General features: G+C 70.6%; 13 protein-coding genes, 1 rRNA gene and 1 pseudogene (1 of these 15 running past the window's edge). 4 read left to right on the forward strand and 11 right to left on the reverse strand.

Annotated features, from left to right (window positions below; translation table 11 throughout):
• The 10 genes from OG344_RS28600 to argC form a co-directional block, all read right to left on the reverse strand.
• Positions 1–289 (reverse strand): 16S ribosomal RNA (locus OG344_RS28600) (it extends 1,233 nt beyond the left edge of the window).
• Positions 290–952: 663 nt separating this feature from the next.
• A complete protein-coding gene (gene tyrS, locus OG344_RS28605; RefSeq protein ID WP_405089185.1) occupies positions 953–2,218 on the reverse strand; it encodes a tyrosine--tRNA ligase in 1,266 nt (421 codons plus the stop codon).
• 131 nt (positions 2,219–2,349) lie between these two features.
• The gene (locus tag OG344_RS28610) at positions 2,350–3,033 is read right to left on the reverse strand and encodes a DNA-3-methyladenine glycosylase (RefSeq protein WP_405085738.1); all 684 of its coding nucleotides are present in this window, start codon (positions 3,031–3,033) and stop codon (positions 2,350–2,352) included.
• Complete coding sequence (gene argH / locus OG344_RS28615) at positions 3,015–4,427, reverse strand: argininosuccinate lyase (RefSeq protein ID WP_405089186.1); 1,413 nt, start codon at positions 4,425–4,427, stop codon at positions 3,015–3,017. Before argH ends, OG344_RS28610 begins: the two co-directional genes overlap by 19 nt.
• 265 nt (positions 4,428–4,692) lie before the next feature.
• Positions 4,693–5,277, reverse strand: coding sequence for an arginine repressor (locus tag OG344_RS28620; protein ID WP_405085739.1), 585 nt, complete (start codon positions 5,275–5,277; stop codon positions 4,693–4,695).
• Positions 5,274–6,248, reverse strand: a complete 975-nt coding sequence (gene argF / locus OG344_RS28625; RefSeq protein WP_405089187.1) for an ornithine carbamoyltransferase — start codon at positions 6,246–6,248, stop codon at positions 5,274–5,276. The genes OG344_RS28620 and argF overlap by 4 nt, the downstream gene beginning before the upstream one ends.
• A gap of 7 nt (positions 6,249–6,255) precedes the next feature.
• Positions 6,256–7,446 (reverse strand): acetylornithine transaminase, encoded by a 1,191-nt coding sequence (locus OG344_RS28630; RefSeq protein ID WP_405085740.1) that lies wholly within the window; start codon positions 7,444–7,446, stop codon positions 6,256–6,258.
• The gene (gene argB, locus OG344_RS28635; RefSeq protein ID WP_405085741.1) at positions 7,443–8,423 is read right to left on the reverse strand and encodes an acetylglutamate kinase; all 981 of its coding nucleotides are present in this window, start codon (positions 8,421–8,423) and stop codon (positions 7,443–7,445) included. The genes OG344_RS28630 and argB overlap by 4 nt, the downstream gene beginning before the upstream one ends.
• The gene (gene argJ / locus OG344_RS28640; RefSeq protein ID WP_405085742.1) at positions 8,420–9,574 is read right to left on the reverse strand and encodes a bifunctional glutamate N-acetyltransferase/amino-acid acetyltransferase ArgJ; all 1,155 of its coding nucleotides are present in this window, start codon (positions 9,572–9,574) and stop codon (positions 8,420–8,422) included. Before argJ ends, argB begins: the two co-directional genes overlap by 4 nt.
• Positions 9,575–9,602: 28 nt before the next feature.
• Entirely contained in the window at positions 9,603–10,625 is a 1,023-nt protein-coding gene (argC, locus tag OG344_RS28645) for an N-acetyl-gamma-glutamyl-phosphate reductase (RefSeq protein ID WP_405085743.1), read from the reverse strand.
• Positions 10,626–10,809: 184 nt separating this feature from the next.
• On the opposite strand from argC, the gene OG344_RS28650 reads away from it, so the two are divergent.
• From OG344_RS28650 to OG344_RS28665, 4 genes are all read left to right on the forward strand, one after another.
• Complete coding sequence (locus OG344_RS28650) at positions 10,810–12,465, forward strand: class I adenylate-forming enzyme family protein (protein ID WP_405085744.1); 1,656 nt, start codon at positions 10,810–10,812, stop codon at positions 12,463–12,465.
• Positions 12,466–12,815: 350 nt separating this feature from the next.
• Positions 12,816–13,961, forward strand: a complete 1,146-nt coding sequence (locus OG344_RS28655; RefSeq protein ID WP_405085745.1) for a polysaccharide deacetylase family protein — start codon at positions 12,816–12,818, stop codon at positions 13,959–13,961.
• Between the two features lie 388 nt (positions 13,962–14,349).
• Positions 14,350–14,856, forward strand: coding sequence for a Uma2 family endonuclease (locus OG344_RS28660; RefSeq protein WP_405089188.1), 507 nt, complete (start codon positions 14,350–14,352; stop codon positions 14,854–14,856).
• A gap of 244 nt (positions 14,857–15,100) precedes the next feature.
• The gene (locus tag OG344_RS28665; RefSeq protein ID WP_405085746.1) at positions 15,101–18,109 is read left to right on the forward strand and encodes a penicillin acylase family protein; all 3,009 of its coding nucleotides are present in this window, start codon (positions 15,101–15,103) and stop codon (positions 18,107–18,109) included.
• A gap of 263 nt (positions 18,110–18,372) precedes the next feature.
• Here the strand turns inward: OG344_RS28665 and OG344_RS28670 are convergent.
• Positions 18,373–19,530: pseudogene (locus OG344_RS28670) on the reverse strand (phenylalanine--tRNA ligase subunit beta); the annotation flags it as partial.
• Between the last annotated feature and the right edge of the window lie 6 nt (positions 19,531–19,536).

Raw genomic sequence — 19,536 nt, forward strand, 5'->3', positions numbered from 1 at the left:
AGGCCGGCTACCCGTCGTCGCCTTGGTAGGCCATCACCCCACCAACAAGCTGATAGGCCGCGAGCCCATCCCCAACCGAAAAAACTTTCCACCACCATCACATGCGAGAAATGGTCGTATCCGGTATTAGACCCAGTTTCCCAGGCTTATCCCAGAGTCAGGGGCAGGTTACTCACGTGTTACTCACCCGTTCGCCGCTCGAGTACCCCGAAGGGCCTTTCCGCTCGACTTGCATGTGTTAAGCACGCCGCCAGCGTTCGTCCTGAGCCAGGATCAAACTCTCCAAACAATGTCTGAAAAGTGAACCCATGGCCGGCACCCCCCGGCTAAGGAAAGGGCACCGTCAAAGGAATCCGCCACCAACAACGGTGACGGGGTCATGCATGATTCATGCACTGGCTTTTAGCACACTGTTGAGTTCTCAAGAAACGGACGCGACCACCATCACTCGAAACCCGTGACAGGTCCCGAGATCCAGGGCGATTACTTCCGTCCAGCCGACTCTTCGGCGATCACCGCGTCGCAGACCCGAAGTGAGTCATACGATCTCGGCCGATGCTCTTGTCAGAGTGACCTTCCCCTTTCGGGGCAACCACTCCATCTTAAACCCTCGCCCGCCTCACGTCAAACCTCTCGGTTCCGCCGTGCCGCAGACGACCCGGATCCGGCGCGAGCGCCTCGTCTTGGTGGTTGTCGGAGTGGCTTGCCCGTCGGGGTCCGGCCACCTTTCGGCGTCCCGCTCTCCCCGGGGGCAAGGGAAACATTATGCAACGTCCGCCCGGCCGTCAAATCACGCCGAGATGGCCAAAACCCCAGGCCAGACCGCAACTTCGGGCAATCACTGCCGCCGAGGCCACAAGATTGTTACCTGCGCCACAACGAACCTTGACCACGAAAGAGCCGCCCCGGACAGGTGGACCGGGACGGCTCCGGGCGATCGACATACGGACGATCAGGCGACCTCGATGCCGCCGACGGTCTTCTTGCCGCGCCGAAGCACGAGGAACCGGCCGTGCAGCAGGTCGTCCGCCGAGGGCACGTACTCCTCATCGGTGATTTTGGTGTTGTTGAGGTACGCGCCGCCCTCCTTCACGGCCCGGCGCGCCGCTGACTTGGACTCGACGAGCCCGCTCTGCGCGAGCAGGTCGACGTACGACGCCCCCAGGGCCGGCACAGCCGCCTTCGGCACCTCCGCGAGGGCCGACTCCAGCGTCCGGGCGTCCAGTTCCGTGAGCGAACCCTGCCCGAACAGCGCACGCGAGGCGGCGATCACCCGGGCGAGCTCGTCGGCGCCGTGCACCAGGGTCGTCAGGTCCTCGGCCAGCGCGCGCTGCGCCGCGCGGGCCGCCGGCCGTTCCGCCACCGCCTTCTCCAGCTCCTCGATCTCCTCCCTCGTACGGAAGGTGAAGACCTTGAGGAACCGCACGATGTCCCGGTCGTCGGCGTTGAGCCAGTACTGGTAGAACGCGTACGGCGAGGTCAGCGCGGGGTCGAGCCACACGGCGCCGCCGGCCGTCTTGCCGAACTTGGTGCCGTCCGCCTTCGTGATCAGCTTGCCGGTGAGCGCGTGGACATGGGCGCTCTCCACCCGCCGGATGAGATCGACACCCGCGGTGATGTTGCCCCACTGGTCGCTGCCGCCGAGCTGGAGCGTGCACCCGTGGCGGCGGTACAGCTCCAGGTAGTCGTTGGCCTGCAGGATCTGGTAGCTGAACTCGGTGTAGCTGAGTCCCTCGCCGGCCAGCCGCGCGGAGACCGACTCCCTGGCGAGCATCCGGTTTACCGGGAAGTGCTTGCCGACGTCGCGCAGGAAGTCGATCGCGCTCAGCTCCGCCGTCCAGTCCAGGTTGCTGACCAGCGTGGCCGCGGTGGGCCCCTCGTCGAAGGTGAGGAACTTCTCGACCTGCACCCGGATGCGGGACACCCATTCGGCGACGATGTCGCTGGAGTTGAGCGCCCGCTCCGTGCTGCGCCCGCTCGGGTCCCCGATCAGACCCGTCGCGCCGCCGACCAGGCCGATCGGGCGGTGTCCCGCTCGCTGGAAGCGGGTCAGGATGAGCAGGGTCGCGAGGTTGCCCACGTGCAGCGAGGGCGCGGTCGGGTCGAAGCCCGCATACACGGTGATCGGACCGTCGGCGAGCGCCTTGCGCAGCGCGTCGATGTCGGTGGTCTGCGCGATCACATCGCGCCACTCGAGTTCGTCGAGGATGTCACCCATCTCCGACGTCGGCACGAGATTGCCTGAAGTTACGGTCACGGTCGTGGCTTTCGCTTGTCGATGGTGGGTGTACGGGCTTCCGTACAAGCCTGCCTGATCACGGAACCCTATCGCCACTTCATAGCGAGGCGTCAGCGTGCGGTTCGGCCACGGCGTCGGGGAACGTGCGCGCGGTACGGAGACACGGTGGGGTCACCGTCGATCCAGAACCTCCAGGGCGTGTCGGCGCCGGCGGACACGCCGGTGCGCGGGCCCGTCCTCACTTGGGCGGGCGGCACCGGCCGGCCCTCGTGCACCCGGATGGGGCCGCCCGAGCAGCAGTCCGTTCCGTTGTGCTCCCTGACCAGGCCGAGAGCCACCGTGAGCCGGGCCGGTCCCCGGGCGAGGTCCCGGTCGGGGACCCGGCGCGCCAGGCCCTCCATCCCGGGGCCGCCGGCGTGCGGCATGCGGCGGATGCGGGCGGTGTGCACGCCCGCGACCACTTCGCCCGCCCGTAGCAGGACGGCCGAGCCGGTGCCCGCGGGCATGCACACGAGGTTGGCGCAGTAGTGCATCCCGTACGTGAAGTAGACGTAGAGGTGTCCCGGCTCCCCGAACATGACGGCGTTGCGCGGTGTGCGCCCCCGGTAGGTGTGAGAGGCCGGGTCCTGCCCCGGGCCGCCGTACGCCTCGACCTCGCTCAGCCGGACCGCCACCGACCCGTGCGCGACCACCCGGCCGAGCAGATCGGGGGCGACCACCTCCGACGGGCGGTCGAAGAAGTCGCGGCCGAGCGGCTCGCCCGCGACGCCGTCGATCAGTTCTCGTTCGCCCATGCCGCCTGGCCGTCGACGATCTCCCGGAGGTTCGCGACCTGGTCGCGGACCCGGTCGGGCGCGGTGCCGCCGAAGGCGCTGCGGGCGGCCAGCGCGCCGTGCACGTTCAGCACGTCACGGACGCTCGCGCCCCTCTCGTCCACCGCGAAGTGCGGTGAGACCTTCGCCAGTTCCTCGTCCGTGAGCTCGCCGAGGTCCTTGTCGTTCACCTGGCACCACACCACCAGGTGGCCGACGGCCTCGTGCGCGTCCCGGAACGGGACGCCGCGGCGGACCAGCAGTTCGGCGAGGTCGGTCGCCAGCGCGAACCCGTCGGGCGCGCTGGTCTCCAGCTTGGCCTTGTTGACCCGCATGGTGGCGATCATGCCCGACACGGCCGGGAGCACCAGGAGCAGGGTGTCGACGGCGTCGAAGACCGGCTCCTTGTCCTCCTGGAGGTCGCGGTTGTAGGTGAGCGGCAGGCCCTTCAGCGTCGTCAGCAGCGACATCAGCGCGCCGATCAGGCGGCCGCTCTTGCCCCTGGCCAGCTCGGCGACGTCGGGGTTCTTCTTCTGCGGCATGATCGAGGACCCGGTGGAGTAGGCGTCGTCCACCTCGATCCACCGGAACTCCTGCGAGGCCCACAGCACGATCTCCTCGCCGAGCCGGGAGATGTGCACACCGATCATGGCCGCGCAGAACAGGAACTCGGCGGCGAAGTCACGGTCGGCGACCGCGTCCATCGAGTTCGGCGCGGGGGCGTCGAACCCGAGCTCGGCGGCGACCGCGGCGGGGTCGAGCGGCAGCGAGGAACCGGCCAGCGCGCCGGAACCCAGCGGCGAGACCGCCGCGCGCCTGTCCCAGTCCCGCAGCCGGTCCACGTCGCGGGTCAGCGGGTGGACGTGGGCGAGAAGCTGGTGCCCGAACGACACCGGCTGGGCGTGCTGCAGGTGTGTCATGCCGGGCGCCGCGACGTCGGCGTTCTCCTCGGCCTGGCTGATCAGCGCGGTCTCCAGTTCGACCAGCCTGGAGACGATCGTGCGGACATGGTCACGCAGGTAGAGGCGCAGGTCGGTCGCGACCTGGTCGTTGCGGCTGCGACCGGCCCGGAGCTTGCCGCCCAGCGAGCCGAGCCGCTCCAGCAGGCCGCGCTCCAGCGCGGTGTGCACGTCCTCGTCGGCGACCGTGGGACGGAACTCCCCTTTGCGGCAGGCCCGGTCGAGATCGTCGAGCGCGCCCAGCATGCGGTCGAGCTCCTCCTGCGTCAGCAGGCCGGCGCGGTGCAGCACGCGTGCGTGCGCGCGTGAAGCCAGCAGATCGTACGGCGCGAGCCGCCAGTCGAACTGCACACTCACCGACAGGCGCGTTAGGGCGTCCGCGGGTCCCCCCTCGAACCTGCCACCCCAGAGCCGCATCGGCTTGTTGTCCGCCACCGTGTTCTCCCTCCGAATTCCGAATCTCTGCCGACAAAGGTGACCGCGTGCGTTTCCGCAGGAGCCCTCGTACGGAGATCCCACGCCATTCCGGTCGTCCCCTGGACGAGCCCTCGGCGCGTTTCTCCATGAGGATCCCCGTGGTGGATCCCCGTGGTGGATCCTGATGTTGGATCCTCGTGCGGCTAATCCGCGACCTTAGCCGACGGACGGCCCGGTTCCCGCACACGGTCCGGGTCACGCACCGTCACGCTTCGTCGTCTCCATGCGTGTGATCATGGAGGTCGGCGGTGAGCTTGTGCCTGGTCACGTCAGGCGTCCTGCGGGTGGCCAGGCTGAGCAGGGATTCCGCCAGCGCCTGCCCTCCCGTAGGGCTCCTGCTGATCACGAGAATCGTGTCGTCACCGGCCACCGTGCCGAGGATCGAGTCCCAGCCCGCGTGGTCGACGGCCGAGGCGAGGAACTGGGCCGCTCCCGGAGGCGTACGGAGGATCACCAGGTTGGCGGATGCCTCCGCCGACACCAGGAGCTCCTCGGCGATCCTGCGCAGGCGCGCGTCGGGGTTCTCGGTGAAGCCGTTGGCGACGCCGGCCCGGTAGATCGGGATCCGGCCGCCGCCCTCACCGGGCAGCGCGTAGACCAGAGTGCCGTCGTCGGCCCGCAGCTTGAGCGCGCCGAGCTCGTCGAGATCGCGGGAGAGCGTGGCCTGGGTCACCTCCACCCCCTGCTCGGCCAGCAGCCTGGCCAGCTCGGGCTGCGAGCGGACCTTGTGCCGGGTCAGCAACTCGACGATCCTGGCGTGCCGGGCCGCCTTGGTGAGCGGGATGCTCACAGCCCCTCCGCGCTCCGCGTCGCGAGCCAGTGCAGCAGCGCCTTCTGTGCGTGCAGCCGGTTCTCCGCCTGATCCCACACGACGCTGCGCGGTCCGTCGATGACGTCGGCGGTGATCTCCAGCCCCCGGTACGCCGGCAGGCAGTGCAGCACGATCGCGTCGGCGTCGGCCAGGGCGAGCAGGGCCGTGTTCACCTGGTAGGGCGTGAACGCCGCCACCCGCTCTTCCTTGCCGTCCTGACCCATCGAAACCCAGGTGTCGGTGGCGATCACATGCGCCCCGGCCGTGGCCGCCTCGGGATCGCTGAGCGCCACGACCGATCCCCCGGTGGCCGCCGCGATCTCGGCCGCCCGGTCCAGCACCGCGGCGTCGGGCAGGTAACCCGCGGGCGCCCCGATCCGGACGTGCATCCCGGCCATGGCGCAGCCCAGGAGGTAGGAGTGCGCCATGTTGTTGGCGCCGTCGCCCAGGTAGGCGAGCGTCAGCCCGCCGGCCGTGCCCTTGTGCTCCCGGATCGTCTGCAGGTCGGCGAGGATCTGGCAGGGATGGAACTCGTCGGTCAGCGAGTTCACCACCGGCACCGACGAGTAGGCCGCCATCGTCTCGATGCGCTCCTGGCCTCCCGTGCGCCAGACGATCGCCGCGACCTGCCGCGACAGCACCCGCGCGGTGTCCTCGACGGGCTCGCCGCGTCCCATCTGCGAGGTGCCGCCATCCATGATCAGTGGCAGCCCGCCCAGCTCTGCCACGCCCACCGAGAACGAGGCGCGGGTCCGGGTCGACGGCTTGTCGAAGAGGAGCGCGACCGCCCGGGGGCCTTCGAACGGCCGGTAACCGAACCGGTCCTTCTTCATCGCCTCGGCGAGGTCGAGCACCTGCGCCTGCTCCTGGGGGGACAGGTCGTCGTCACGGAGGAAATGCCGAACCCGCGGCACGATGGCGTCAGGCGCCGGGTTGGCGGCGGTGTTCATCGGGATGTCAGGCATCGGCGGCCTCCAGGATGCCGGGCAGCGCGTCGAGGAAGGTCCGCGCGTCGGACTCGGTGATCACAAGCGGCGGCGCGAGCCGGACCGCGTCGGGCTGCAGTGCGTTGACCAGGAAGCCGGCTTCCTGGGCCGCGGCCTGCACCTGTGCCGACTTGGGAGCGGTCAGCACGGCGGCGAGCCACAGTCCGCGCCCTCTCACGCCCTTGAGCAGCGGGTGCCGCACCGCGGTGACGCCCTCCGAGAGGAGCGCTCCCACACGCACGGCGTTGCCGAGCAGGCCGTCGCGCTCGATGGTGCCGAGCACCGCCAGCGCCGCGGCGCACGAGACCGGGTTGCCGCCGAAGGTCGAGCCGTGGTCTCCCTTGGCGAAGACCTCGCCGGCCTCTCCAAGGCCGAGGCAGGCCCCGATCGGCATGCCCCCGCCGAGCCCCTTGGCCAGCGTCACGATGTCGGGGACGACTCCCTCCGCCTGGTGGGCGAACCAGTGCCCGGTGCGGCCGACGGCCGACTGGATCTCGTCGGCGACCAGGAGTGCGCCGGTGGCGGAGCAGATCTCCCTGGCCGCGCGGAAGTAGCCCTCCGGCGGCGGGACGACCCCGGCCTCGCCCTGCGTGGGTTCCAGGAAGACCGCGGCGCAGTCGTCGGTCACGGCGTTCTTGAGCGCGTCCGCGTCGCCGTACGGAACGAACCGCACGTCCAGCGGGAACGGGCCGAACTGGTCGCGGATGGACTGCTTGCCGGTGAGTGACAGCGCGCCGAGCGTGCGGCCGTGGAAGCCGTTCTCGGCCGCCACCATGTAACCCCGGCCGTGCGTCCGGCCGTACTTGATGGCGATCTTCAGCGCGGCCTCGTTGGCCTCGGTGCCGGAGTTGGCCAGGAAGACCCGGGCCGGCTCCCCGAGCAGGGTGCGCAGCCTCTCGGCGAGCAGCACCTCCTGCTCGTGCAGGAACAGGTTCGAGGTGTGGGCGAGCGTGGCGACCTGCCGCGACACCGCTTCGACCAGGGCCGGATGGCCGTGCCCGAGCGAGCTCACCGCGATGCCGCCGATCAGGTCGAGGTAGCGGCGCCCGTCCACGTCCCAGACCGCGCAGCCCTCGCCGCGCGTCAGGGCGACGGGCGGCACCCCGTAGTTGTGCATGAACGCCGACGCGAAACGTTCGCGCAGTTCGTCGTTGCCGCTCACCTGGCATCTCCTCCGCTCACGACGCCGTCCGCGACCTCCGCGGGGCTCCGGCCGTCCGTCTCCGGGTCCGCGTCCGGCTCGACCATCGTGCCTATTCCCTCGTCGGTGAAGACCTCCAGCAGCAGGGCGTGCGGCACCCGCCCGTCGAGCACATGCGCCTGCGGGACGCCGCCGCGCACGGCCTTCAGGCACGCCTCCATCTTCGGCACCATCCCGCTGGACAGCGAGGGCAGCAGCGCGGCGAGTTCAGAGGCGGTGATCCGGCTGACGACCTCCAGGCCCGAGCCTGGTTCCTCGCCCTCTTCCGGAGGCTGCCAGTCCGCGTACAGCCCCTCGACGTCGGTCAGGACGATCAGTTTCGACGCCTTGAGCGCGACGGCGAGTGCCGCGGCCGCGGTGTCGGCGTTGACGTTGTAGATCCCGCCGTCTTCACCGCGGGCCACCGAGGACACCACCGGGATGCGCCCGTCGTCCAGCAGAGCCCGCACGGCTCCGGCCTCGACGCGGACGATCTCCCCCACCTGCCCGATGTCGACCTTGACGCCGTCGACCGTCACGTGCTTGCGCTCGGCCGTGAACAGGTGGGCGTCCTCGCCGGACATCCCGACCGCGAACGGACCGTGTCCGTTGATCAGGCCCACGACGTCGCGGTTGACCTGCCCCACGAGGACCATCCGGACGACCTGCATGGCCTCGGGGGTGGTCACCCGCAGGCCGGACACGAAGTGGCTGTCGATCCCGAGCAGGTCGAGGTGCGACTGGATCTGCGGTCCGCCGCCGTGCACGATGACCGGCCGCAGGCCCGCGTACCGCAGGAAGACCACGTCGGCGGCGAACTTCTCCCGCAGGTGCTCCTTGGTCATCGCGTTCCCGCCGTACTTGATCACGACGGTCGCGCCGTGGAAGCGGGAGAGCCAGGGCAGGGCCTCGATCAGCGTGTGCGCCTTGTCGAGGGCGCCGTTGCGTCGGACGCTCATGACGAGTACGCCGAGTTCTCGTGCACGTAGGCCGCCGTGAGGTCGGTGGTGTGCACGGTCGCACTGTGCGGCCCGGCGGACAGGTCGATCGTGATGGTCACGTCGCGCGGGCGCAGGTCCACCTTCGAGCGGTCGTCGCCCGCCGCGCCTCCCCTGCAGATCCAGATGCCGTTGACGGCCACGTTGACCCGCTCGGCCTCGAAGCCCGCATCGGTGGTGCCGACCGCGCTGACCACCCGGCCCCAGTTGGGGTCCTCGCCGTGGATCGCGCACTTCAGCAGGTTCGAGCGGGCCACGGCCCGGCCCACCGCCACCGCGTCGTCCTCCGACGCCGCGCCGACGACCTCGATGGCGATCGCCTTGGTGGCGCCCTCGGCGTCCACCAGAAGCTGCCGGGACAGGTCGGCGCAGACGGAGGTGACGACCTTCTCGAACTCGGCGAGATCGGGGCGCACGCCGGACGCGCCGCTGGCGAGCAGCAGCACGGTGTCGTTGGTGGACATGCAGCCGTCGGTGTCGAGCCGGTCGAACGTCACCGACGTCGCCTTGCGCAGCACCGTGTCGAGTTCCTCGGACGTGAGATCGGCGTCGGTGGTCAGCACGCAGAGCATGGTGGCCAGGCCGGGCGCGAGCATCCCCGCGCCCTTGGCCATGCCGCCCACCATGTAACCCCCCTCGCCACGACGGAAGGAGATCTTGCCGACGGTGTCGGTGGTCCGGATCGCGTCGGCTGCGGCCAGCCCGCCGTCCCGGCTGAGCTGGGCCGCCGCGGTTCCCACGCCGCCGAGCAGCGCGTCGAGCGGCAGCCTCTCGCCGATCAGCCCGGTCGAGCACACCGCGATCTCGGCGGCGGAGTCGCCGAGGACCTCGGCCGCCTTCTCCGCGGTGGCGTGGGTGTCCTGGAAGCCCAGCGGGCCGGTGCAGGCGTTGGCGCCGCCGGAGTTCAGCACGACCGCCCTGACCCGCCCGCCGTCGAGAACCTGGGCGGACCACAGGACCGGCGCGGCCTTGAACCGGTTGCGGGTGAAGACCCCCGCCGCGGCCCGCGAGGGGCCGTCGTTCACGACCAGGGCGAGGTCGCGGGCGCCGCCGCTCTTGATTCCGGCGACGACCCCGGCGGCACGGAAGCCCAGGGGTGCGGTGACACTCATGCACGCTCCTCGGAAGGGGAGATCTTGCTCACGGGGCGACTCCATTGGTGGGAAGGCCGAGTTCTTCCGGAAGACCCAGCGCGAGGTTGGCGCTCTGGATCGCGCCACCCGCGGTGCCCTTGGTGAGGTTGTCGATGGCGATGACGGCCACGATCCGCCCGGCCCGCTGGTCCAGCGCGACCTGCAGGACCGCGGTGTTCGACCCGACGGTCATCGCGGTCGCCGGCCACAGGCCCTCGGGCAGGAGGTGGAGGAACGGCTCGTCCTTGACCGCCGCCTCGTACGCCTCGCGCACGGCGGCGGGGGTCGTCCCGGAGGTGGCGGGAGCCGTACAGGTGGCGAGGATCCCGCGGCTCATGGGCGCGAGGGTCGGCGTGAACGACACGCGGACGGGCCGCCCGGCGACCGCCGACAGGTTCTGCTCCATCTCCGGCGTGTGCCGGTGGACCCCGCCCACTCCGTACGCGCCGACCGAGCCCATGACCTCGCTGCCGAGCAGGTTGGCCTTGGGCGCGCGCCCCGCCCCGGAGGTGCCGCTGGCCGCGACCACCACCACGTCGGGCTCGGCGAGCCCGGCCGCGAAGGCGGGGAACAGCGCCAGGGTCGCGGCGGTCGGGTAGCAGCCGGGCACGGCGATCCGCCGGGCGCCCCGCAGGATCTCCCGCAGGCCGGGCAGTTCGGGCAGGCCGTAGGGCCAGGTGCCGGCATGGACTCCTCCGTAGAAGGCCGTCCACTCGGCCGCGCTGGCCAGCCGGAAGTCGGCACCGCAGTCGACGACCAGCGTGCCGTCGCCGAGTTCGGCCGCGACAGCGGCCGACTGACCGTGCGGCAGCGCGAGGAAGACCACGTCGTGCCCGGTCAGCGCCTGCGGGGTAGTCTGCTCGATGACCCGGCCGGCCAGGGACGGCAGGTGGGGCTGGTGCGCGCCCAGTCTCGTGCCGGCGCTGGACGCCGCGGTGAGCGCGCCGATCTCGACGGCGGGGTGGCCCAGCAGCAGGCGGAGCAGCTCTCCCCCCGCGTATCCGCTCGCTCCGGCGATCGCCGCCCTCATCGGCCCCCCAGACTCCCCTGCATGGCTATGCAGACAACCTCATGTTCTTGCTTGTGTAGAGAGTATGCACCGCCGGGCATGGGCATGCAAGCGGCGTTTCGCGAGGTGGACACCTGGCGGCCATACCTACCGGTCGGTATCGTGAAACCTCCGGTTAACGTATTCATCCGGGAGCACCTCCATCATGACGATCACGCATGAACAGGTCCAGGCCCAGCTCACCGCCCCCGGTCAGCTCTTCGAGATGGAGGAGATCGAGGTCGGCGGCAGCAGGATCCGGGCGTGGAAGCACGCCCCCGCGACCTTCCGCGCGCTCCTGGAGATAACCCGGTTCCACGGCGACAAGGTGTTCGTCGTCTACGAGGACGAGCGGATCACCTACGAGGAGCACTTCCGGCTGGTCGCGACCCTCGCCAACCGGCTCGTGGACGACTACGGCGTGCGCGCCGGCGACCGCGTCGCCCTCGCCATGCGCAACTACCCCGAATGGATCGTCTCCTTCTCCGCCGTGCTCGCCGCCGGCGCGGTCGCCGTCCCGCTGAACGCCTGGTGGACCGAGCAGGAACTGGAGTACGCCCTCGGCGACTCGGGCGCGACACTGGTGATCGCCGACGGCGAGCGCGCCGCGCGAATGTCCGGCAGCGGCCTGCCCATGATCGTCGCCCGCGGGGAGGGCGCCAACTGGGCCGGCGTCCTCGGCGAGGTCCGCACCGACGTGACCCTGCCGCCGGTCGACCTCCGCCCCGACGACCCGGCGACCATCTTCTACACCTCCGGCACGACCGGCAGCCCCAAGGGCGCGCTCGGCAGCCACCGCAACCTCGGCCAGGCTCCGATGACCGTGGCGTACGCGATGATGCGCACCGTGGCCCTCGCGGGCAGGGACGTGTCGTCCGCGGCCGGGAAGCGCAGGATCACCCTGCTCACCGTGCCGCTCTTCCACGTCACCGGGTGCTTCGCCGTACTGATGACCACGATGTTCAGCGGCGGCGGGCTCGTGCTGATGTACAGGTGGGACCCCAAGCGGGCCCTGGAGCTCATCGAACGCGAGCGGGTCACCATCCTGAGCGGCGTCCCGACCAACGCCTGGCAGCTGCTGTCCCATCCCGGCCTGGGCGGGCACGACATCTCGTCGCTCGGCTCGATCTCGTACGGCGGGGCGCCCGCGCCGCCCAAGCTGCTGGAACGGATCACCGAGACGCTTCCCGAGCGCACACCCGCGAACGGGTACGGCATGACCGAGACGACCGCGCTGGCCGTCTACAACAGCGGCCGGGACTACCTGGCCAAGCCCGGCAGCATCGGCCGCCCGCTCGCGGTGGTGGACGTGAAGATCTGCGACCCGTACGGCACCGAACTGCCGCCCGGCGAGGTCGGCGAGCTGTGCGTGCGCGGGCCGATCGTGATCGGCGGCTACTGGAACCGCCCGGACGCCACCGCCGAGACGTTCGTGGACGGCTGGCTGCACACCGGCGACCTGGCCCGCGTCGACGAGGACGGCTTCGTCTACATCGTCGACCGGGCCAAGGACATGGTCATCCGCGGTGGCGAGAACGTCTACTGCGCCGAGGTCGAGGCCGCCCTGTTCGAGCATCCGGCGGTGGACGACGTGGCCGTGATCGGCGTACCGGACGACGAGATGGGCGAGCAGGTCGGCGCGGTGGTCCGGTTGAAGCCGGGCGCCGAGGCCGGCGGCGAGGAACTGCGCGACTTCCTGCGCGACCGGATCGCGGCGTTCAAGGTGCCCTCCCGGTTCTGGTTCAGGGCGGCCGAACTGCCGCGCAACCCCGGCGGCAAGGTGCTCAAGACCCGCCTGCGCAACGAGATCCTGGGTCTCTAGCCGGGCCTCAGCGCCTTCGTCCCGTACGAGGTGAGGCCCATGCCTCCTCCTTCAGGCCCGGGGCCGGCGCGGCGTACGCGGCCTCCAGCTCAATCCAGAGATCGCGCGGCCCCCGGCTGGATGACGGCCCCTCGAAAGGCGTTCCTGAAGGCGTGAAAAGTTCATCGGTGTTTCCGCAGGCCAGACCTGATTGATCACGCATCGGACTGAAACATTTCTGGGAGGTCTTTGACACTTTTCGGGGTGAGTTCCCAGAATGAGGCCCCGGCGAACCCCGGGGCCGGGCGGCGCTCCCCACCAGGGCACCGTGCCGCCTGCGCCCGATCAGAGTTCCTAATGGAGGAGCAAAGATGGCCGACAGCGCCGTGCCCGTCGTGAGACGTCCCGGTTTACGCAAGACCCTCGCCACCGCGCTCGCGGGCGTCGCCGCCGCGGCCCTGGCGACCGTGGCCCTGTCCCCCACCGCCGCCAACGCCGCCGACTGCAGCGCCGGGTACGTCGGCCTCACCTACGACGACGGACCCAACCCCAGCAACACCACCAACCTGCTCAACACCCTCAAAGCAAACGGCCTGCGCGCCACCATGTTCAACATCGGGCAGAACGCCCAGAACAACCCCTCACTCGTGAAGGCGCAGGTCGACGCCGGAATGTGGGTCGGCAACCACAGCTACACCCACCCCCACCTCACCCAGCAGAACAGCTCCCAGATCCAGTCGGAACTCCAGCGGACCCAGCAGGCCATCCAGCAGGCCACCGGCACCGCACCCAAACTCTTCCGCCCCCCGTACGGCGAAACCAACTCCACCCTCAAATCCGTCGAACAGCAACTCGGCCTCACAGAGATCATCTGGGACGTCGACTCCCAGGACTGGAACGGCGCCAGCACCGCCCAGATCGTCCAAGCCGCCGGCCGTCTCCAGAACGGCCAGATCATCCTCATGCACGACCAGTACGCCACCACCGTCTCCGCCATCTCCCAGATCGCCGCCAACCTCCGCAGCCGCAACCTCTGCCCCGGCATGATCTCCCCCAACACCGGACGCGCCGTCGCCCCCGACGGCAGCGGACCGACCGGCCAGCCGACCACCACACCCACGAACCCCGGCGGCGGCAGTGGGTCGATCAAGGGAGCGGCCTCCGGCCGGTGCCTGGACGTGCCCAACGCGAGCCAGACCGACGGCACGCAGGTGCAGCTGTACGACTGCAACGGCCAGAGCAACCAGACCTGGTCGTCCACTTCAGCCGGTGAGATCCGGGTCTACGGCAGCAAGTGCCTCGACGCGGCGGGAACCGGCAACGGCGCGAAGGTCCAGATCTACAGCTGCTGGGGCGCCGACAACCAGAAGTGGCGGGTGAACTCCGACGGCAGCATCCAGGGCGTCCAGTCCGGGTTGTGCCTCGACGCCGCCGGATCCGGCACCGGCAACGGCACCAAGATCCAGCTCTACAGCTGCCACGGCGGCACCAACCAGAAGTGGACCTGGACCCGATAGCCCCCACCCGTGGCCCGCGATGCCGGACGCCCCGCCGCACCGCGGGCCACGAAACACAACGGCAACTGGACCTGGCCGTCGGTCTCCTTTCGCGTGGGCTGACCGCCGGGAACGATGCGGCGCTCTCCGGAGATCTCTGCGAGAAGCTCTCCGGGAGCGCCGCACCTTCTCGTTGTCCGGGTATGCTCCGCGACCGTGGCGCCGTCACGGAAAACCCGCGTTCCGGCAGGGGACAGCCGGGGAATCACTTCGCGTGACGCTCACGCGTTGCTACGGTGAGCGCATGACGGCTGAGGTGTGGAGCGAAGTGCCCATGAGTGACATTCGTGGCGTCCCGCGCTGGGTTTTCCCTCCCCCGGAAGGATTCCGGGCCACCGACCTCGATCACATGCCGCACCTTCCCGCGCACACAGAGTTGATCGATGGAAGCTTGGTCTTCGTCAGCCCCCAAGCCTCCTTCCACCCACGAGCCGTCGACCTCATCACAAGCGGCCTGCGCCGCTATCTGCCCTCGGGGCTCCGCGTACGTCGTGAGATGAGTGTGATTCTCGACCTGCGTCAGCGGCCCGAGCCGGACGTGTGCGTCATTCAGGCGGACGCGGATCGCGGTCCGGACCAGACGGCGTACGAGGCCGGTGATGTGACCCTGGTTGTGGAGGTCGTCTCACCGGAGTCCGAGGAGCGGGACCGCAAGCGCAAGCCGCAGCTCTACGCCGAGGCGGGGATCGCACACTTCTGGCGGATCGAGAACCAGTCCGGGCGGCCCACGGTCTACGTGTACGAACTCGACCCCGCCACCGCCGCGTACGCGCTGACCGGGATCTACCACGACCGGCTCAAGGTGTCGGTGCCCTTCGACGCCGACATCGACCTCGCCGAGATCGACGAACTGTAGGCCCCGAACCCATCTGATCCCCACCACGACGGCCCCTATCCGGACGCTCCGGCTCCGCGAACGGCAGCGGGTCGCGCATTGACTGCCATCTGCAGGTTCTGCAACGATCGCGGCAAAGTCGGCATTGCTCCTCTGGTGACCCCCGCGTATCGTCCAGAGTTGAGCCCGACTCACGTTCACGCGCGTGTGACATCACCACCCCGCCATCCCTTCACCCCCTGACACCACGAAGGGAAGTTCCCCCATGCACGCGCGCCTTCGACGGGCGATCACCGCTGCCGCCGCGCTGGCCCTCGTCGCCGTCGGCCTGCCGGCGACGACGGCCACCGCCGCCCCCTACTACCCGCCTGACGACTACTGCCTGGGCCAGTGCGCGGACCTCCTGCCGCCCGGGCAGAACGGCAACGCCACGCTCGTGGACATCCTGGGCAACCAGACCCTGGGCACCTACCCGGCCCACAGCAAAGACCAGCTCGGCAGGTACGCCGACCTGATCTCCGGCTACACCGGGCTGACCGACGAGCAGATCTCCGCGTTCTTCGGCGACAGCGGCTTCGGCGTGCCAGCGAACCAGGTCGAGAGCACGGTCAGCCCGCGATCGGACGTCACGATCGTCCGGGACAAGGCCACCGGCGTGCCGCACGTGACCGGCACCACCCGCGAGGGCACGATGTTCGGCGCCGGGTACGCCGGAGCCCAGGACCGCCTGTGGGTCATGGACCTCATGCGGCACGTCGGCCGGGGCGAGCTGACGCCGTTCGCCGGAGGCGCGGCAGGCAATCGGGAGCTGGAGCAGAGCGTCTGGCGCAACTCCCCCTACACGGAGGCCGACCTCCAGGCCCAGATCGACCGGCTGCGGACCTCCGGCGGCCGCGGCACCCAGCTCTACTCCGACGTGCAGAACTACATCGCCGGGATCAACGCCTACATCGACCGCTGCATGTCCGCCCGCAACTGCCCGGGCGAGTACGTCCTCACCGGCCACCTCGACGCGATCACGAACGCGGGAGGCCCGCGGTACTTCACGATGACCGACCTGGTCGCCGTCTCCGGGGTCATCGGCGGCCTGTTCGGCGGGGGCGGCGGCGCGGAGATGCGGTCCGCCCTCGTACGGGTGGCCGCGCGGGCGAAGTACGGCGCCGCCGAGGGCGACCGGGCCTGGGCGGCCTTCCGTTCCCAGAACGACCCGGAGACCGTGCTCACGCTGCACGACGGGCAGAGCTTCCCCTCCGGCGCGGCGCCGTCCGGCGCCACCGGCGTCGTGCTGCCCGACGCGGGCACGGCGGCCCCGGTCGACGTCACGGCGAACGAGACCGGCAGCGCGACCTCCCCCACGACGGCGGTCACGAGCGCGCTGACCGGACTGACCGTGGACAACTCCCGGCCCGGCATGTCGAACGCGCTCGTGGTCTCGGCCGCCAAGGCGACCGGCGGCCACCCGATCGCCGTGTTCGGCCCGCAGACCGGCTACTTCGCGCCCCAACTGCTCATGCTGGAGGAGCTGTCCGGCCCCGGCGTCCGGGCGCGGGGAGCGGCCTTCGCCGGGCTCAACCTCTACGTGCTGCTCGGCCGCGGCACCGACTACGCCTGGAGCGCCACGTCGGCCGCCGAGGACATCACCGACACGTACGCGGTGACGCTGTGCGACCCGAGCGGCGGCACGCCCACGCTGTCATCGGACCACTACCTCTACCACGGCACGTGCACCGCCATGGAGACGCTGAAGAAGACCAACTCCTGGAAGCCGAACACGGCCGACTCCACCGCTGCCGGCTCCTACGACCTCGTCGTCAAACGGACCAAGTACGGCCTGGTGACCTGGCGGGGGATGGCGGGCGGCGTGCCGATGGCGTTCACGGCGCTGCGCTCGACCTACCAGCACGAGACGGACTCCGCGATCGGCTTCCAGATGTTCAACGACCCGGCCGAAATGGGCTCGCCGACGGCCTTCACGAACTCGGCGTCCACAATCGGCTTCGCCTTCAACTGGTTCTACGTGAACTCCGCCGATACGGCGTACTTCATGTCCGGCAACGTCCCGGTGCGATCGGCGGTGTCCGATCCGAACCTGCCGATGGCGGGCGACGCGGCACACGAGTGGAGCGGCTTCGACCCGGCGGTCAACACGGCGGCCTACACGCCGCCCTCGGCCCACCCCCAGGCCGTCAACCAGGACTACTTCGTGAGCTGGAACAACAAGCAGGCCAAGGACTACGGCGCGGCCGACGGCAACTTCAGCTTCGGTCCGGTGCACCGCGCCGACCTGCTCGACGCGCCACTGCGGGCCGCACTGTCCGCGGGCGCGGTCGACCGGGCGGGGGTGGTGAAGATCATGGCCTCGGCCGCCGTCACCGACCTGCGCGGATGGAAGGTGCTGCCGAAACTGCTCCGGGTGATCGGCAGCGTGTCCGGGTCCGATCCCGCCCTGGCCTCCGCCGCCGCCAAGCTGTCGGCCTGGGCCGAGGCGGGCGCCCGGCGGCAGGAGACCGCCAAGGGCAGCAAGACGTACGCGCACGCCGACGCGATCCGGATATTCGACGCGTGGTGGCCGAAGCTGGTGCGGGCGCAGTTCCGGCCCGGCCTCGGCGACGGGCTCTACCAGTCGCTGACCGGGGCGCTGCAGATCAACGAGTCGCCGTCCGGGCACCAGCAGGGCGACGCCTCCGCGCTGCCCGGGTCGGCCGGCGAGTCGCAACCGCACAAGGGCTCGGCGTTCCAGTACGGCTGGTGGGGTTACGTCGACAAGGACATCCGGGCCGTGCTGGGCGACCCGGTGACCGCTCCCCTGCCCGCGAAGTACTGCGGCGCGACCGTGGCGGCCTGCCGTACGGTCCTGCTGGACAGCCTGTCGGCCGCGCTGGCCGAACCGGCGGCGACGACCTACCCCGGTGACGACTCCTGCGCCGCCGGGGACCAGTGGTGCGCCGACGCCGTGCGGCAGTCGCCACTCGGCGGGATCAAGCAGTCGCTGATCTCCTGGCAGAACCGGCCGACCTACCAGCAGGTGGTCTCGTTCCCGGCGCACCGGGGCGACGACGTGAGCGACCTCGCGCTGGGCCGTGCGGCGAGCGCCTCGAGCACCGAGGGCTCCAACGCGCCCGGGCGGGCGGTGGACGGAGACCCGGCGACCCGGTGGGCCAGCGGATGGAGCAACAACCAGTACATCCAGGTCGATCTCGGCTCGGCGAAGACCGTGGGGCGGGTCATCCCAGGAAAAGCCGATCCACCGTCGGGGCTGATCGGCGTCTGGTAGCGTGCCCACGTCAGGTACCGCCGGACGGGCGGGAACGGAGCCGCAAGGCTCGGAAGCCTGTGGAGACCCGGTAAGACCATCTATGTGGCGCAGGTCGATGAAGCAGGAAGCCGCAGAAGTGCCGTGCACCCGGCGCAGGCTGGATCTTCGGCATTCATGCCGAAGAGCACGTCAATCGCTCTACTCGTTCGAGGTGTACGGCAGGTGACACGCCCGCGGGCGGGCGCCGGCGACAGACCGGCGCCCGCCCGCGATCGTGCTCGTCAGGCGCCGCGGAGGTGGGCCCCGGTGCGCTCGGCGGCGAGGGCGACGGCGGCGTCCCGCGCCGCCGTGGTCTCCTCGACCGTGAGCGTGCGGTCCGGCGCCCGGAACCGCAGCGTGTAGGCCAGGGACTTGTTGCCCTCGCCCACCTGCGGCCCAGTGTAGACGTCGAACAGCCTGATCGACTCCAGCAGGCCGCCCGCGCCCTCGCGCAGGGCCGCCGCCACCTCCGCGACCGGGGTCGCGGCGGGAACGGTCAGCGCGACGTCCTGGGTCGCCACCGGGTAGGCGGACACGGGAGGCGTCTGCACCGGCCCGGCGGGCCGCAGCAGCGACAGCTCCAGCTCCATCGCGCACGTGCGCGGCGGCAGACCGTACGCCTCGATCGCCCGGGGATGCAGCTCACCGGCGTGACCGGCGAGGACCTGCTCCCCGGTCTCCGGGTCCGGCACGGTCAGCGCGGCGCAGCGCCCGGGGTGCCAGGGCTCGTGCCGGTCGGCCCGTACGGCGAGCTCGACGCCGGCCGCCCGCGCGACCGTACGGGCCGCCTCGACGGCGTCCGCCCAGGTCGCCTGCCTGCCCTCACCCCACCAGCCGGAGCGGTGGAACTCCCCGGCGAGCACCACGGCCACCCGGAACGGCTGCCGCGGCAGCGCGCTCTCGATCGCCGCCAGGTCCTCCTCCGAGGGCCGGTGGTCGACCGGGAGGATCGGGGCCGTCGCGGGCGCGTCCGGAGCGGGCCGGTAGACCAGCCCCGACTCGAACAGCGCCACGTCGGCGAACCCGCGGCCCACGTTGCGCACCAGCGTCTTCAGCAGCCCCGGCAGCAGCGTGGTCCGCATGTACGGCTCGTCCTCGCTGAGCGGGTTGACCAGCCGGGTCGTCCGCCTGCGCGGGTCCTGCTCCGGCAGCAGGAGGTTGTCGAGGTCGCGCGGGCCCATGAACGGGTAGGCGAGCACCTCGACGTATCCCGCGTGGGCCAGCGCCCGTCCGACGCGGCGGCGCTGCCGCTGCTCCTCGGTCAGCCCGCCGCCGACCGGGGCGGGCGGCAGCACCGACGGGATGCGGTCGTAGCCTTCGAGCCGGATGACCTCCTCCGCGAGGTCGTTCGGGTCGGTGAGGTCGGGCCGCCAGCTCGGCGGGGTGACCGTGATCGGGTCCTCGCC

It is taken from the genome of Microbispora sp. NBC_01389 (genome assembly GCF_045040095.1).
Taxonomy (GTDB): Bacteria; Actinomycetota; Actinomycetes; order Streptosporangiales; family Streptosporangiaceae; genus Microbispora.

Coding starts and splice junctions, on each gene's coding strand:
- argH (WP_405089186.1), bottom strand. CDS start 4,427: ATGCGGCTCTGGGGTGGCAGGTTCGAGGGGGGACCCGCGGACGCCCTA.
- OG344_RS28650 (WP_405085744.1), top strand. CDS start 10,810: ATGACGATCACGCATGAACAGGTCCAGGCCCAGCTCACCGCCCCCGGT.
- OG344_RS28660 (WP_405089188.1), top strand. CDS start 14,350: ATGCCGCACCTTCCCGCGCACACAGAGTTGATCGATGGAAGCTTGGTC.
- OG344_RS28665 (WP_405085746.1), top strand. CDS start 15,101: ATGCACGCGCGCCTTCGACGGGCGATCACCGCTGCCGCCGCGCTGGCC.
- argF (WP_405089187.1), bottom strand. CDS start 6,248: ATGAACACCGCCGCCAACCCGGCGCCTGACGCCATCGTGCCGCGGGTT.
- argJ (WP_405085742.1), bottom strand. CDS start 9,574: ATGAGTGTCACCGCACCCCTGGGCTTCCGTGCCGCCGGGGTCGTCGCC.
- OG344_RS28610 (WP_405085738.1), bottom strand. CDS start 3,033: ATGGGCGAACGAGAACTGATCGACGGCGTCGCGGGCGAGCCGCTCGGC.
- argC (WP_405085743.1), bottom strand. CDS start 10,625: ATGAGGGCGGCGATCGCCGGAGCGAGCGGATACGCGGGGGGAGAGCTG.
- tyrS (WP_405089185.1), bottom strand. CDS start 2,218: ATGGGTGACATCCTCGACGAACTCGAGTGGCGCGATGTGATCGCGCAG.
- OG344_RS28655 (WP_405085745.1), top strand. CDS start 12,816: ATGGCCGACAGCGCCGTGCCCGTCGTGAGACGTCCCGGTTTACGCAAG.
- argB (WP_405085741.1), bottom strand. CDS start 8,423: ATGAGCGTCCGACGCAACGGCGCCCTCGACAAGGCGCACACGCTGATC.